Source organism: Stenotrophomonas sp. GD03819, from assembly GCF_029841665.1.
In the GTDB taxonomy this organism is placed as follows: domain Bacteria; phylum Pseudomonadota; class Gammaproteobacteria; order Xanthomonadales; family Xanthomonadaceae; genus Stenotrophomonas; species Stenotrophomonas geniculata.
In genome coordinates, this window is sequence record NZ_JAOCEW010000002.1 from 75,003 (window position 1) to 89,816 (window position 14,814).

Sequence of the window (14,814 nt, forward strand, 5' to 3'; positions counted from 1 at the left end):
TTAATAGTATGTAATTACATGGTATGTAATACATTACGAAATAAAGTGAGGTGGCACGATGGCGCGCGCAGGACTCTATAAGAGTGACGTTCAGAAGGCGCGCGACGCGCTGCTGGCCCAACGCAAGAAGCCGTCAGTCGACGCGGTGCGAGTGGCCTTGGGCAACACGGGCTCCAAGACCACGATCCACCGCTACTTGCGTGAACTGGAAGGAGAGGAAGGCGGCGGTCCGGCGAGGACGGTAGCCGTTAGTGATGCTTTGCAGGACTTGGTTGCGCGCTTGGCCTCGCGGCTCCAGGAGGAAGCAGAGGCCATCCTCACCCAGGAGCGTGAGCGCCATCAGGCTGAGCTCCACAGTCGGCAACAGGCGCTTTCCGGTGCCCAAGAGGAGGCTGCCGCCTTGAGCAGTCGGCTGCAGCGCACCGAAGCAAGCCTGCACCAAGAGCAAGCTGCTCACGCCCTCCTTCAACAGAATCTAGGTGACAGGATCGCGGAAATCGCCCAGTTGAACGAGCGCATCGCTGGCATGACGGTGCGGCTGGCTGATCATGAGGCGCATACGCGTTCTCTGGAGGACAAGCATGCCCATGCCCGGGAAGCGCTTGAGCACTACCGCACTTCAACCAAAGAGCAGCGTGAGCAAGAGCTTCGCCGTCACGAGCATCAGGTCCAAGAGCTGCAAGTAGCCTTACGTCAGGCCAATGAAGCCTTGGGCGCGAAGAATCAGGAGCTGTTGGTGCTGAACCGCGACAATGGTCAATGGCTGGAGCGCCACGGGCGGATTGAGCGTGAGCTTGCCCAGCTACGACAGGCCCACGAAGGCCAACACAGCGAGGTCGTGGCGTTGCGCCAGACCGCGACGGACTATTTGGCACTGCAGGAGCGCTGGAAGACTGACGCCAAGACCTTGGATACCATGCGCAACGAGCTAGCTCAAGTTCAAGACACCCTTGCGCGGGAGCGTGAGCGCCGCGAGAGCGCTGAAGCCGATGCGTTGCGTGCCAATGCACGTCTTGAAGCGCTAGAGCCTCTACTGAATCAACTGACGCCAGCACAAAATGCGGTGAAGAAAACTCGGCGCGGCCATGCGCAAGATGGGGGAGCCGACTGACGAGGCTGCTCGTTTGTCTGCTAGCGGCTGGGGTGGCGCTCACCTGTCCAGTACGCCCATTCCATAGGGACGACCCAATCTACAAACAGTTTGGCTACTGAGGACTCCGGTGCCAAATGATAGGGCTTGAACATGCCTTGCTCGGGCGAACTGGTCATCAGGTAGCGCAGGCGCTTCTGGACCTCCTGAAAGATGGCTTCCCGCACATGGGCGCTGTCGTGCACGCCAAGACGCATCGCCACCGAGGCACCTTGGCGTACCGCCGCCCAGCAGCAGTAACGCCACCGCGCGATCGGCAAGCCCCGCGGTCCGGATTGAAAGACGAACCCCACATCACGTGCCCAGCCTGGGTCGAAGTGATGTTTGAGCAATTGCTGCTCCAGAAACTGCTCGGTCTCCCAGAGTGCAAGTTCATCCCACAGCTCCAGTTTCGCGTCCGCCAAGTCTACATCGTGTGCCATATCGCCGAGTTGGTCTTCCAGCACCGGGAGCAGGTGCCTGCGCTCGTGGGTAGACCAGGCGAAAGCACATTGCGGATCTTCGATGGGCGTGACCTCGGCATCGGGGCGGATCTGCCATCGATCCGCTGGCCAGGGAACTTGGATCAAGGCCAAGTCTCGCAGCGTGTCCAGCACCAGCAAGGTGGAGCGGCGTGTGGGCGCCACCGGTAGGCGTCGTAGCTGCGCGGCTAACAGTGCGGCTAGGAAAAGGGTGCCACGAAGGCCCAACTCCTCGATGCTGGCGACCCCAGATGGCGTCATTGACGAGGTTCCGGGCATGCGGTTTCCGGGGATGAGGGAGCGGCGTGGCTCCTGGGGGGGGGGGCGGCGCTACCGGTGTCGCCGGTTGCCTCAAAGCTAAGAGTATCTTAGTATGCAAGGCTGGGTACATCCGCCATCCTTATGGGGTCTCCATGGGGTGCGCGCGTGACTTTGTCCGTCGACTCAACACCGACCTTCGCTCGACGCCTCAAACAAGCCCGCCTGCACACGGGTTTGTCGCAGAAGGAGTTGGGCATCCGGGCCGGTCTGGATCCTCACGTGGCCAGCCCCCGAATCAACCAGTACGAGCGTGGCAAGCACGAGCCCATGCTGGAGATTGCTGAGCGGTTGGCCCAAGCGTTGGGGATCCCCGCCGCCTTCCTTTACACCGACGATGATCTGCTGGCCAAGTTGCTCCTGCGCTGGGGCTCGCTAAGCAAGCAGCAGAAGCGCGAGTTGGTGAAGCTGATCGAGGCCACGCCCGAGAAGTAAACCGAACAAGCGCTCGCCCTATGGGCAACTCTTCGCCTCAACCCGCCCTTTGGGCGCTTCTGGAGGGAGCTGCAGTGTCCGCGGCTAGTGCGACTGACAAGTCGCGACATCTCAGGCTTACTTGAGATTTTGTTCACGACCGATACACACGCGCCTTGTCTAAAGTGATATACCATGTCGCCCGTGTCAGCCTCCTCACTTCTACTGCGACTGTTCCTGATCGCCATGCTCGTGCTTAACGGCGCGTGGTCGGCGTTTGCGTCCGTCAGTATGAACCCGGTCATGGAAGAGCAGGCCAGCGAAGTGGCTGCCGCGGTGCAAGTCGACGAAGACTGCTTCGCCCATCACAGTGCTGAGCATCATCCCGATGCCACATCGATTGAAAAGGCTGGCACTGGGCATGGCGACCATGCCGGTCCCGACTGTTGCAAGTCTTCTGCGTGCCGGTGCGCCTGCGTACACGCTTGCGCGAGCGCACTTCCTGCGCGCCTGCATGTTTCGGTGCAACTGGCCTTGGGCCTGGATGTCATGCCGCTGCCCCTAGGGCATGCGGCACCTGCCTTGCCTCATCTGATCCGACCACCGATCGGCTAAGCGTCCCTAGGCGCCGCAATGGCGCCGTTGGTGTGGCTTGCATGCCTGTTTAGGCCAGCCGCCCGCTCTGTACCACCGCCCGCCGGTGGCAACACGACGCTTGGAGCATTTTCATGTCGCATGATGATTTTCGTGGTCCACGCGGTGGACCGCTGCTGCCTTCGCGGCGGCGATTTGTCCAAGGCTTGGCCTTGGGAGGCGCAGTCGCAGGATTAGGTTTCTGGCCCAAAGCCAGTTGGGCGCTCAAGGGGCCGGGACAACCCAACGTACTATCGGGCACTGAGTTTGACCTGACCATTGGCGAGACGCCGATGAACTTCACCGGCAAGACCCGCACCGCGATCACGGTCAACGGGTCCGTTCCGGCGCCGTTGCTGCGGTGGCGGGAAGGCACCACGGTCAACTTGCGCGTCTCTAATGCATTGCCCGCTAACTCCATCCATGGCGCGGACACCTCCATCCATTGGCACGGCATCATTTTGCCGGCCAACATGGACGGCGTGCCGGGTCTGAGCTTTGACGGTATCGGACGTGGTGAGACCTACCACTACCGGTTCACCCTGCATCAGGGCGGAACCTACTGGTACCACAGCCACTCAGGGTTCCAGGAACAAGCCGGGCTCTATGGCCCGATCGTCATCGACCCATTGGAGCCGGAGCCCTTCAGTTTCGATCGCGACTACGTCGTGATGCTGAGCGATTGGACAGACCTGGACCCGACGGCCCTGTTCGATCGTTTGAAGAAGATGCCGGGCCATGACAATTACTACAAGCGCACGGTCGGCGATTTTGCGCGCGATGTGAAGCGCAACGGCCTGTCGGCCACGTTGGAAGATCGCAAGATGTGGGGCGTGATGCGGATGACGCCCACGGACCTGTCCGACGTCAACGCCAACACCTACACCTACCTGATGAACGGCACGACCTCACTGGGCAACTGGACCGGTTTGTTCCGCAGTGGCGAGAAGGTGCGCCTGCGTTTCATCAATGGCTCTGCCATGACGTACTTCGATGTGCGTATTCCGGGGCTGAAGATGACCGTGGTGGCGGCAGATGGCTTGTATGTCCATCCGGTTTCCGTCGACGAGTTCCGCATCGCGGTAGCAGAAACCTTCGATGTGATCGTGGAGCCCTCCGGGCAGGACGCATTCACCATCTTTGCCCAAGACTCCGGTCGCACCGGCTACATCAGCGGCACGCTCGCTGTGCGCGAAGGATTACGCGCGCCCGTTCCGTCTGTGGATCCCCGGCCGCTGCTGACGATGGCAGACATGGGCATGGATCATGGGTCGATGGATATGTCTGGCGGCAGCAAGGGCATGGAAGGCGGCTGTGGTGCGGCCATGGGCATGCCTGGCATGACCCCACCTGTCAGCGGTAACGCGACCTCGGCCCATGCAGGCCATGCGATGCCCGCCGCCGGCGATGGTGCCATGGCAGGCATGCAGCACGGGGGCATGCAATCACACCCTGCTAGCGAGACCAACAATCCCCTGTTGGACAACCAAGCCATGAGCGTGAGTTCGCGCTTGGATGATCCGGGCAATGGCCTGCGCGATAACGGCCGTCATGTGCTGACGTATTCCATGCTCAAGAGCACCTTTGAAGACCCTGACGGACGCGACCCCGGTCGCGAGATCGAGCTGCATCTGACCGGACACATGGAGAAATTCTCCTGGGGCTTCAACGGTCAGAAGTTTTCCGATGTCGAGCCGCTGCGGCTGAACTACGGCGAGCGTATGCGCATCGTATTGGTTAACGACACGATGATGACCCATCCCATCCATTTGCACGGCATGTGGAGTGACGTGGAGGACGACAACGGCAACTTCATGGTGCGCAAGCACACGGTGGATATGCCGCCAGGTAGCCGACGCACGTATCGCGTGCGTGCCGATGCGTTGGGCAGCTGGGCGTTCCATTGCCACCTGCTTTATCACATGGAAGCCGGAATGATGCGCACGGTGAGGGTCGACGAATGAACATCAATAGACGCGATACCACCCTGACTGCGCTGACGGCTATCTCGCTGGCCCTGGCCAATGCGGCCAGCGCCCAATCTATGCAGCACGGCTCCATGCAGATGGAGCAGGGCGCGCAGACCCAGACTCAGGATCACTCTGCACATCAGGCACCGACATCAAAACCTGCGCCAGCCCAAAAGCCTGCAACACCGGCCAAGACGAGCGAAGCGACGATCGATCATGCGGCGATGGGCCACGCCGAGCCGCAGGCTAACGCAGCCGAGCCTGCCATGCAGGGCATGGACCATTCGCAGATGGGGCACGGCTCGCCCGCGAGCACACCTGCGGCGCCCACAGCGCAGGCGCAGTCGATGCAGGGCATGGATCACAGTCAGATGGCACAGCCCGCTGCAGCCGACACCTCCGGCACGGCCACGCCTGCGATGCAGGGGATGGACCATTCGCAGATGGGCCATGATTCGCCCGCGCCCGCTACACCAGAAGCGGGAATGCAATCGATGGAGGGCATGGACCACAGTCAGATGGGACACGGGCCTGCAGCGCCAACGCAGCCGCGCACCCCGATTCCCGCGGTGACGGACGCGGATCGCAAGGCGGCCATCGCGCCGGAACACGCGCATCCGGTGCATGACAACTCGATCAAGAGCTACGTGCTGCTCAATCGCCTGGAAACCTGGGATGCCGATCCGGGCACCGGGCTGGGCTGGGAGGGCCAGGGCTGGATCGGTACGGACCTCAATCGCGTCTGGCTCCGCAGTGAAGGCGAACGCACGGATGGTCAGACCGAGTCGGCTGATCTGGAAGTGCTTTACGGCCGCAGTATCTCCACGTGGTGGGATGTGGTGGCCGGTGTGCGTCATGACTTCAAGCCTGGGGCATCGCAGAACTTCGCCGCTATCGGTGTACAGGGCTTGGCGCCGATGAAGTTCGAAGTGTCCGCCACAGCCTATCTCGGCGAAGGGGGCCAGACTGCCGCCAATGTCGAGGCCGAGTACGAATTGCTGCTAACCAACCGGCTGATCTTGCAGCCGCTGGTGGAAGTCACCGCCTATGGCAAGAACGATCCATTGCGCGGGATAGGTTCGGGTCTGAGTGCCGCTGAGGCGGGGCTACGACTTCGCTATGAGTTCACCCGAAAGTTCGCTCCCTACATCGGCGTGGTGTACGAGCGCGCGTTTGGCAATACCGCAGACATGCGACGCGAGCATGGCGAGTCCTTTGAAGACACGCGCTTGGTCATCGGCCTTCGTACCTGGTTCTAAGGGGAACTGACAATGAAATCCAACAAAAAGATGTGGGTATGGCTCGGTGCCGGCGTGGCATTGGTTGCGGTGGTCGCAACCGCCACGCTCTCTCTGGGCGTGTACAACGTGGCCGCCGACGATCCGCATAGTCGCCCGGTGTATGCGCTACTTGAAACGGCGCGCGAGCGTTCCATTGAGGTGCGCGCCGCCAAGCTTCAGCTACCCACGAACCTTGATGATCCTGAGCGTATCCGCCAGGGTGCGGGCAACTACAACGCCATGTGCGTGACCTGCCATCTTTCACCAGACGCGGCGGCCACCGAGATGAGCAAGGGCCTGTACCCCGCGCCACCGAACCTAAGCAAACAGCCGGTCGCTCCAGCTGAGGCGTTCTGGGTGATCAAGCACGGCATCAAGGCCAGCGGCATGCCCGCTTGGGGCGGCAGCATGGACGATGAGTTCATATGGAACATGTCGGCCTTCCTGCAGAAGTTGCCCACGCTGGACGCGACTGCGTACAAGGAACTTGTCGACAGCAGCGAGGGCCATTCGCATGGCGGCGGCGAGACGCAAGGCCACCATGACGACGAAAAGGCCGAGGATCACCCTGCCTTATTCGAGCCGGGCAACAACTCCATGCCGCATGCGCACCCGCCGGGCGTGGACGACGATCACCACGGCCCGACACCCAGCGACACGGAAGTCGGGTTGGTGAGCCACGGCCATCCCGACGGCAAGGTGGAGTCGCACCCTGCACCACACACGCCCGTGGCCGATGACGGCCATGCGCACCCCCATTGATCTTCTTGGAGCCCACGCAATGAACGCAACAGCAATCTCGTTCACCCTCGCACTGGCACTGGCCGTCGTGTCCCCCGCAATGGCGCAGGCGACACAGCCGCACGCACATCACCCCGCTGCCGCGGCATCTGCGGACGTCGACGTCCCAGTCACTGCAGAGGCCGCGGTCGCCGTAGCGGAGCGTTTCAACAGGGCCCTGTCTAGCGGCGATCTGGCCACGGTCGAAGCCCTGCTCGCTGCCGACGTTCTCATCCTCGAGTCCGGGGGCGCCGAACGCAGCCGCGAGGAATACATGGGCCATCACGCAGTCAGCGATGCGGCGTTCCTCAAGGGCGCCCATCGCCAGCTGCTCCGTCAGCGCGCACGAGCCGCTGGCGAGTTCGCGTGGGTCGGAACCGAAAGCGAGTTGCATGCCCAGAAGGACGGCCAGCCACTGACCGTCCAGAGCGACGAGACGATGGTGCTGAAGGAGACCGCGGACGGCTGGCGGATCGTCCACATCCACTGGTCCTCGCGGACCAAGCGCTGAGTCGAGAGATTGAAATGACTACGCTCACATTGCACCGTCTGACTTTTGTGGTCCTTGCCGTGGCTGGTCTGGGTGCTTGCACCCAGGATGCTTCATCCGCGCAACCCACAACCTCGCCCTCCGCACAGGTTGTCGTCCAATCAGCCGACGCGACTCCAGCAGCCCTGCCACGCATGACCGTCCACAAGACCCCGACCTGCGGGTGCTGCGGTGTCTGGATCGACCACGTGCAGAAGGCGGGATTCACCGTGGATGTGCACGACATGGATGACCTGGGTCTGGTCAAGGAGCGGTTGGGTGTCCCCTATGCAAAGGGCTCCTGCCACACGGCCGAGATCGGCGGATACGTCATCGAAGGCCACGTTCCGGCCGCGGACATCAAGCGTCTCCTCGAAGAAAAGCCGAACGCACGCGGCCTGGTCCTCCCAGGGATGCCGCTTGGTTCTCCGGGCATGGAGGTCCCGGAGGGACGCCAGCAGCCGTTCACGGTCGAGCTGATACATCGCGACGGAACCACTGAACCGTTCGCACAGCACTGATCCGTCGCAGCAACAGGGGACGGTGTTGCGGGCGCGCCGATTCTCGCCCGCGAGGAAGAAGGAGAACTACATGACTCACCATTCCGCAGCACACCGGCCCCAGGCCATGAACGAGTGCATCGACAACTGCACGCAATGCCATGCGATCTGCCTGGAGACCATCAACTACTGCCTGACCAAAGGAGGTGTTCACGCGGCCCCGGAGCACATCGCGCTGTTGGCGACGTGTGCCGATACCTGCGCAACCAGTGCCGACGCGATGCTGCGCGGTGCCAGCGTTCACGACGTGGTTTGCGGTGCCTGCGCGGAGATCTGCCGCCAGTGCGCCGATGCATGCGACGCCATGAACGACCCTGAGATGACGCGCTGCGCCGAAGTTTGTCGCCGCTGCGCGGAAAGCTGCAGCGCCATGGCAGCGTAATGCGTCGAGGATCCCGCCTGAGCCGGTGGGATCCTCGTCTCGCGAAAGCGGAAGTATCAAGAAAATCCGACAAATCGTGGTTTCAGTGACAGTCCGACATCTAACGCTTGTCGCATCGAACACAGCGCGGCCCCTCCCGAACGGGCTTTGCATCACATTCCAATGAGGATTTATCCATATGAAGTCGTCCAACGTCATTCGCTCCTTCGCGCTCGTCCTCGCAATCGCGGCCGGGCAGTTTTCGCTGCAGGTCGCGCACGCCCACGCCGCGCTGCAGCAGTCCACACCGGCGGCAAATGCGGTGGTGGCCTCGCCAGGCCAGATCGATCTCGTGTTCAACGAGACATTGATTCCGCGGGCGTCGCGTCTCAAGTTGCTCATGAAGCACGGCAGTTCCACCATGCCGATCGAGAATTTCACGACCGAGATCGTCAACAACGGCAAGACCCTGCGTGCCAAGTTGCCTGGACCGCTGGCTCCGGGCGTCTATACCGTGGAATACCGCGCCGTCGGTGGTGACAACCACCCCATGCCGGGCAGCTTCAGCTTCACGGTGCGCTGAGGAGTCGCGAATGTTCGACCTGTCGGCTTATGCACTGAGATTCTTGGAATACCTTGTCATCATGGTTCTTTTCGGGGTTCCACTCTTCGGTTGGTACGGGTCGCGTCGATCGGCACTCGCCGACGCCTTGGCCGGGTGGTCACTCATGGGCGTTCTATTGGCGGGTGCCGTAGCCGGTCTCGTGCTCACCGGGCTCGATGTCGTCTTCAAGACCGCGGGCATCATGGGAATGCCGCTTGCCGAGGTTGATCGCGCATCGCTTGGCTGGTATCTGCTCGAGACGTCCGCGGGCCGGGCAGCCATGGCGAGAGGCGCGCTGCTGGTCGCCCTGATGTTCGTGCTCGGATGGCATCGTCGCCGCGGGAAGGTGGAGACCGCCTTCCCGCTGGGGGCGATGCTGGCGGGCGGCGCACTCGCTTCGCTGGCATGGAACGGCCACGCCGCCGCTGGCGAGGGCTTGGCAGGCGCGGTCCGGCTTGCTGCAGGCATCGTCCATCTTCTCGCGGCAGGCGGCTGGATCGCAGCGGTCCTGATGTTCCTTGCCATGCTGCTGCGCGGCAAAGAGACGAACGGCAGCGGGCGTCTGCGATCAACGCATGACTTTCTGCATGGTTTTTCGACGCTGGGAACGATCTTCGTTGGTGCGCTCATCGTGTCCGGCATCGCGCACTACGGGGATCTCACCGCGTGGTCGTTTTCGGCCCTGTTCCAGAGCACCTACGGGAAGTTGCTGCTTTTCAAACTGGCCCTGTTCGCTGGAATGCTGGGTTTGGGAGCGCTGCACCGATGGACGCTGGTGCCGCGCTTGGAACGAGCGCTGACCAGCGGAGATCCCGCGCAGGAGGTGCGGGCTTTGCGGCAGAGTGTTACGGCTGAGGCCGCGCTGGCCATCTTGATCCTGATTGTTGTTTCAGTGCTCGGGACGCTCAGCCCCGAATAGCTGTGTAACCCGCAATGGCACACTGCCTTGGCAGTCCATCCCCACTAAAGCGAGCATCGGCATGAACTCACCGTCGTCCCATGACCATCACCATTCTGCAGGCGCAGCCCCTGTCGAGGCTGCGGATGGACGGGTCATCACCAATCCCGTCCGCTATACGGACGATGCTCCCCAGCAAGTTGAAGTGACCGCCCCAGCAGCGGTGGCCCAACCCAGCGGTACCCACGCCACGGTCTACACCTGCCCGATGCATCCGCAGATTCGTCAGCCAGGTCCCGGCACCTGTCCGATCTGCGGCATGGCGCTGGAGCCGGAGATGCCCTCGCTGGAGGAGGACGACAATCCAGAGTTACGCGATTTCACCCGAAGGTTCTGGTGGACGTTGCCTTTGACGTTGATCGTCCTGGTCTTGGCCATGCTGGGACACCGTCTGCCCGGCTTGTCCACGCAGGCGCGCACCTGGATTGAGCTCGTGCTGAGCGCCCCGGTGGTGCTCTGGGCGGGGTGGCCTTTCTTTGAGCGCTGCCTACAGTCCATCGGCAATCGCAGCCCCAACATGTGGACGCTGATCGGCATCGGCGTGGCCGCCGCGTTTGGCTACAGCGTGGTGGCCACCGTGGCACCGGACCTGTTTCCGGACTCTTTCCGCGAGCATGGACGGGTAGGGGTCTACTTCGAGGCGGCAGCGGTCATCGTCTCGCTCACCCTGCTCGGACAGCTGCTGGAACTGCGGGCGCGTTCCAAAACCTCGGCGGCCATCAAGTCCCTGCTGGGATTGGCGCCCAAGACGGCTCGCCGCGTCAAACCCGATGGGGGCGAAGAGGACGTTGCGCTGGATCACGTGCACGTGGGTGATCTGCTTCGCGTACGACCGGGCGAGAAGGTGCCGGTCGATGGGGAAGTCATCGAAGGCCGCGCCAGTGTCGATGAGTCGATGCTGACCGGTGAACCCATTCCGGTGGAGAAGGCTGTCGGTGATCACGTTATAGGCGCCACGCTCAACGGGACGGGCGCCTTAGTCATCCGGGCGGACAAAGTCGGATCCGGGACGGTACTGGCGCAGATTGTGCAGTTGGTAGCCCAAGCCCAGCGCTCCCGCGCGCCGATGCAGCGTATGGCGGACAAGGTGGCGTACTGGTTTGTCCTGGCCGTGCTGGCCACGGCGGTGCTCACGTTCTTCGGATGGGGTCTGTTTGGACCCGAACCGTCCTGGACCTTTGCCGTCCTCAATGCCGTATCGGTTCTGATCATTGCTTGCCCGTGTGCCTTGGGTTTGGCTACCCCCATGTCGATCATGGTCGCCACTGGCCGCGCTGCGCAGGTCGGGGTCCTGTTCCGCGATGCTCAGGCGATCGAGCAGCTACGTCTGATCGACACGTTGATCGTGGACAAGACCGGTACGTTGACCGAGGGGCGTCCAGCCTTTCGCGACACGCTCTCCAACGCCGGCTTCGACGCCGATCAGATCCTTTGTTTGGCCGGCAGCTTGGAGCAGGGCAGTGAGCACCCCTTGGCCGAGGCCATCGTGGCTGAAGCCCAGCGACGTGGCTTGAACCTGGTGGCCGCCCAAGATTTTGATTCGCTCACCGGCCAAGGCGTCCGCGGGCGCGTGTCCGATCAGGATGTCGTGCTCGGCAACCAAAGCCTGATGGCGTCGGTTGGCGCCGATGTAGCACCTTTGCAAAGCAGCGCCGAGCGTCTTCGGAAAGAAGGCGCTAGCGTGATGTTCCTGGCGGTCAATGGTCGGTTGGCCGGCGCCATTGCGGTGGCTGATCCCATCAAAGCCACGACCTTGCCTGCCTTGAACCTGCTACGTGCCGATGGCCTGCACGTGGTGATGGCCTCCGGTGACGCACAGGCGACGGCCGAGGCCGTGGGGCGCACGCTGGGCATCGAGGATGTGCGTGGTGGCGTCAAGCCGCAGGACAAGGCCGACCTGGTCCAGCAACTCAAAGCCCAGGGTCGTCGCGTGGCCATGGCTGGCGATGGCATCAACGATGCGCCGGCCCTGGCGGCAGCCGATGTGGGCATCGCGATGGGGACGGGCACGGATGTGGCCATGTCCAGCGCCCAGCTCACCCTGGTCAAGGGTGATTTGAGGCGCATCGTGCAAGCCCGTGCCATCTCGTCTTTGACGGTGGCCAATATGAAGCAGAACCTGGGCTTCGCCTTCGTCTACAACGCCATCGGCGTGCCTATCGCCGCCGGCTTGCTGTATCCCAGCTTCGGCCTTTTGCTCAGTCCGATGATGGCGGCCCTGGCCATGAGCCTGAGCTCGGTTTCGGTGGTCACCAATGCCCTGCGTTTGTCCGGCTCCACCGTTGTTGCCACCCCCCACCCTGACCGCGCCGATGAGCCTGCGCGCGGCCATTCCTGTCACTGATGGCTCATATCCCACAAGGAGTACTGCAATGAAGCGTTATGCCTCCCTCTCGATGATGGCCTTGTTCCTGATGGCGGGCGCGGCCTTCGCCGGCGGCCAGACCACCACGCCCACCACCGACCACGGTCAGCACAAGCCGGCGGCGGCCGATGCCGATTTCACCAAGCTCGATGCCAACAAGGACGGCTCGCTGTCCAAGGAAGAACTGGCCAAGCACAAGCTGGCGCCGCACTTTGGCATGCTCGATAGCAACAAAGATGGCAAGCTGAGCCCGCAGGAATTCGCTGCCGGCAAGGGTATGTAAGTGTTCTCAGCCCGGGAGCTGTTCCAACAGTTCGCGGGTTCTTCCGCCGTTCTGCCATTCCCACGGAGATTGTTATGTCCTCTTCGCACGGTACGCACGAAAACGCGCAAGACCCGCAGTCCCAGCACGCAAAACCGCACGCCTCACACCAACCTGCCCACCAGGCACAACAAGGGCATCAAGGCCATTACGGCCGCCTGTTGTTGATGATGGGCCTGTCTTTCGTGGCCATGTACGCATTGATGTACGCAATGGTCGATCAGTGGGCTAACGTCTATAACAACGTGAACCAGTTCTACATGGCGGGCCTGATGGCCGCTCCCATGCTGCTGATCGAGCTGTGGCTAATGTCCAGCATGTACCCCGATCGCCGACGCAATCTGATTCTGGCTGGTCTGACGGTGGCGTTCATGCTGTTCTGCTGGTGGGGCATTCGCACTCAAGCAGCGGTCACTGACAAACAGTTCATCCGTTCGATGATTCCCCACCACGCTGGCGCCATCCTGATGTGTGAGGAGAATCGTCTGAAGGATCCTGAGTTGGTGAAGCTCTGCCAGGACATTATTACCTCGCAGACACAGGAGATCGCGCAAATGAAGCAGTTGCTGGCTGAGCGTTCCCATTAGCTCACTGCCTTTTGCCAGCCGATATCACTTCACTGAGCCTGCGCACTGACCATTCGGTGGATCAAACGCGCGGCCACACGTGCGGTGGCTTGATCCGGATCCAGGGGCGGACACAGTTCCGCCACGTCGACCACACGTACCTTGCCCGAGGCCATGACCAGATCCAGCAGGGCTTCCAGGACCTCCAGACTCACCCCGCGTGGGTTGGGGGCGCTCACGCCCGGGGCCACCACCATTGAGTACGCCGGCAAGATCACCAGCGGCTTGGGTAGCTACACCCAGTGGCGTGGCTTGGGCTCACTGCGTATGGGCAAGAACCGTTGGACCGGCGTCTATTCGGCGCAGTACATCGGCAGCGCGGACGACATCATCGCCGTGCCCGACACGATCGGCTCGCATGTGTCCAGCGTGGTGTACCACAGCCTGCAACTGAGCTACGGCATCAAGAAGAAGTGGGATATCTCCGCCGGCGTTGAAAAAGTGCTCGATAAGAAGGCGCCGTTCGTGAAGAACAACCCCAACACCGACACCGACACCATGACGTACGACTTGCTGGGTCGTCGCTGGAATGTCCGCTTTGGTTACCACTGGTAAGCCACGATCACGAGGAGCTACACATCATGAGAAACACGCAACTATCCGCCACACTACTGCTGTTCGCTGTGGCCGGCAGTGCCGGTGCGCACGACCTGTTTGTCGCTTTCTCCAAGCCTGGCACCGCAGCGGGCGAGGCGAACACAGCGTTGGTGAACAATGGCACCTTCGATGAAAGTGCAGGTGCAGTCACCCGAGCGCGTCTACAGGACGTTTCGCTGAGTCAGGGCGGCGCTAAGGCTGCACCGGACTTGGCCAGTTGGAAAGAGGTCGGCAAGCAGAGCCAGCTCACCGTGCATCCGGCGGGCGAGGGCACCTATCTGCTGGGGGTCTCGACGATGGCCTCCACCAGCACGCGTACGGCCAGCGAGTTCGGCAAGTACCTGGAGTTGGAAGACTTGCCCGATACCCTGGCCACCTATGATGCGAGCAAGTTTCCCAAAGGGGTCACCTATAGCTATACCAAGCATGCTCGTACCATTGGACAGGTGGGCACAAAACTGACCGACGATTTCGCTGCCTCGCTGGGCTATCCGCTGGAGATCCGCTTGGCCCGCAATCCTGGAAGCGTGAAGGTCGGCGAACAGCTGTCGTTCCAGGTGCTGCAGCAGGGCACGCCAGTGCCCAACCTACGCGTGTACGTCGGTCATCGTGCTGACGCACCGGTCAAGGGTGGGCACGGTAGCGCTACGCTCCTGCGCACCGATGCCCAAGGCCAAGCCAGTTTCCAGGTGACCACCGCCAAGACCTGGTACATCCACACCAATCACATTGTGCCCTCTACACAAAAGGGTTTGGATTTTGTGTCGGATCGGGCGTCGCTGAGCTTTGAGATTTCCCCGCACGCCGGGCACTGATAAGTAAGCATGTAGGCGGTACTCTCCCCTTTGACGCCAGTCATGACTTCTTCCATGACTGGCGTCTTTTT

General features: G+C 62.0%; 18 protein-coding genes. 16 read left to right on the forward strand and 2 right to left on the reverse strand.

Annotated features, from left to right (window positions below; all coding sequences use genetic code 11):
* Nucleotides 1-58 precede the first annotated feature (58 nt).
* Entirely contained in the window at nt 59-1,111 is a 1,053-nt protein-coding gene (locus tag N5D45_RS01540; protein WP_021201903.1) for a DNA-binding protein, read from the forward strand.
* Nucleotides 1,112-1,131: 20 nt separating this feature from the next.
* On the opposite strand, the gene N5D45_RS01545 is transcribed toward N5D45_RS01540, so the two are convergent.
* Entirely contained in the window at nt 1,132-1,890 is a 759-nt protein-coding gene (locus tag N5D45_RS01545; RefSeq protein WP_231298593.1) for a hypothetical protein, read from the reverse strand.
* Nucleotides 1,891-2,013: 123 nt separating this feature from the next.
* Here N5D45_RS01545 and N5D45_RS01550 point away from each other — a divergent pair, with 123 nt between their 5' ends.
* The 13 genes from N5D45_RS01550 (at nt 2,014) to N5D45_RS01610 (ending at nt 13,292) form a co-directional block, all read left to right on the forward strand.
* On the forward strand, nt 2,014-2,364 hold the full coding sequence (locus N5D45_RS01550) for a helix-turn-helix transcriptional regulator (protein ID WP_043033515.1): 351 nt from the start codon (nt 2,014-2,016) through the stop codon (nt 2,362-2,364).
* A 174-nt stretch (nt 2,365-2,538) separates the two neighbouring features.
* On the forward strand, nt 2,539-2,958 hold the full coding sequence (copL, locus tag N5D45_RS01555; RefSeq protein ID WP_012480218.1) for a transcriptional regulator CopL: 420 nt from the start codon (nt 2,539-2,541) through the stop codon (nt 2,956-2,958).
* Between the two features lie 113 nt (nt 2,959-3,071).
* On the forward strand, nt 3,072-4,940 hold the full coding sequence (locus N5D45_RS01560; protein ID WP_012480217.1) for a copper resistance system multicopper oxidase: 1,869 nt from the start codon (nt 3,072-3,074) through the stop codon (nt 4,938-4,940).
* On the forward strand, nt 4,937-6,205 hold the full coding sequence (locus N5D45_RS01565) for a copper-binding protein CopB (protein ID WP_005413421.1): 1,269 nt from the start codon (nt 4,937-4,939) through the stop codon (nt 6,203-6,205). Before N5D45_RS01560 ends, N5D45_RS01565 begins: the two co-directional genes overlap by 4 nt.
* A 12-nt stretch (nt 6,206-6,217) precedes the next feature.
* Nucleotides 6,218-6,988, forward strand: a complete 771-nt coding sequence (locus N5D45_RS01570) for a cytochrome c (RefSeq protein WP_005413420.1) — start codon at nt 6,218-6,220, stop codon at nt 6,986-6,988.
* Nucleotides 6,972-7,517 (forward strand): nuclear transport factor 2 family protein, encoded by a 546-nt coding sequence (locus N5D45_RS01575; RefSeq protein ID WP_223224792.1) that lies wholly within the window; start codon nt 6,972-6,974, stop codon nt 7,515-7,517. Before N5D45_RS01570 ends, N5D45_RS01575 begins: the two co-directional genes overlap by 17 nt.
* 173 nt (nt 7,518-7,690) lie before the next feature.
* The gene (locus N5D45_RS01580) at nt 7,691-8,056 is read left to right on the forward strand and encodes a DUF411 domain-containing protein (protein ID WP_019184727.1); all 366 of its coding nucleotides are present in this window, start codon (nt 7,691-7,693) and stop codon (nt 8,054-8,056) included.
* Between the two features lie 70 nt (nt 8,057-8,126).
* On the forward strand, nt 8,127-8,477 hold the full coding sequence (locus tag N5D45_RS01585; RefSeq protein ID WP_012480213.1) for a four-helix bundle copper-binding protein: 351 nt from the start codon (nt 8,127-8,129) through the stop codon (nt 8,475-8,477).
* A 178-nt stretch (nt 8,478-8,655) separates the two neighbouring features.
* Complete coding sequence (gene copC, locus N5D45_RS01590) at nt 8,656-9,039, forward strand: copper homeostasis periplasmic binding protein CopC (protein WP_005413416.1); 384 nt, start codon at nt 8,656-8,658, stop codon at nt 9,037-9,039.
* Between the two features lie 10 nt (nt 9,040-9,049).
* A complete protein-coding gene (gene copD / locus N5D45_RS01595) occupies nt 9,050-9,979 on the forward strand; it encodes a copper homeostasis membrane protein CopD (RefSeq protein WP_017354978.1) in 930 nt (309 codons plus the stop codon).
* A 61-nt stretch (nt 9,980-10,040) separates the two neighbouring features.
* On the forward strand, nt 10,041-12,362 hold the full coding sequence (locus N5D45_RS01600) for a copper-translocating P-type ATPase (RefSeq protein WP_219625521.1): 2,322 nt from the start codon (nt 10,041-10,043) through the stop codon (nt 12,360-12,362).
* 28 nt (nt 12,363-12,390) lie between these two features.
* Nucleotides 12,391-12,666 (forward strand): hypothetical protein, encoded by a 276-nt coding sequence (locus N5D45_RS01605; RefSeq protein WP_005413412.1) that lies wholly within the window; start codon nt 12,391-12,393, stop codon nt 12,664-12,666.
* A 74-nt stretch (nt 12,667-12,740) separates the two neighbouring features.
* The gene (locus N5D45_RS01610) at nt 12,741-13,292 is read left to right on the forward strand and encodes a DUF305 domain-containing protein (RefSeq protein ID WP_031269107.1); all 552 of its coding nucleotides are present in this window, start codon (nt 12,741-12,743) and stop codon (nt 13,290-13,292) included.
* Nucleotides 13,293-13,321: 29 nt separating this feature from the next.
* Here N5D45_RS01610 and N5D45_RS01615 read toward each other — a convergent pair whose 3' ends face one another.
* Nucleotides 13,322-13,510: an arginase family protein gene (locus N5D45_RS01615; RefSeq protein ID WP_187756563.1), complete on the reverse strand. Its 189-nt coding sequence runs from the start codon at nt 13,508-13,510 to the stop codon at nt 13,322-13,324.
* A gap of 46 nt (nt 13,511-13,556) precedes the next feature.
* Here N5D45_RS01615 and N5D45_RS01620 point away from each other — a divergent pair, with 46 nt between their 5' ends.
* The gene (locus tag N5D45_RS01620) at nt 13,557-13,886 is read left to right on the forward strand and encodes a TonB-dependent receptor (RefSeq protein ID WP_223025135.1); all 330 of its coding nucleotides are present in this window, start codon (nt 13,557-13,559) and stop codon (nt 13,884-13,886) included.
* 26 nt (nt 13,887-13,912) lie between these two features.
* Nucleotides 13,913-14,743 carry a DUF4198 domain-containing protein gene (locus N5D45_RS01625; protein WP_005413408.1) on the forward strand — a complete coding sequence of 277 codons (831 nt, stop codon included), beginning with the start codon at nt 13,913-13,915 and terminating at the stop codon, nt 14,741-14,743.
* The last annotated feature ends 71 nt before the right edge of the window (nt 14,744-14,814 follow it).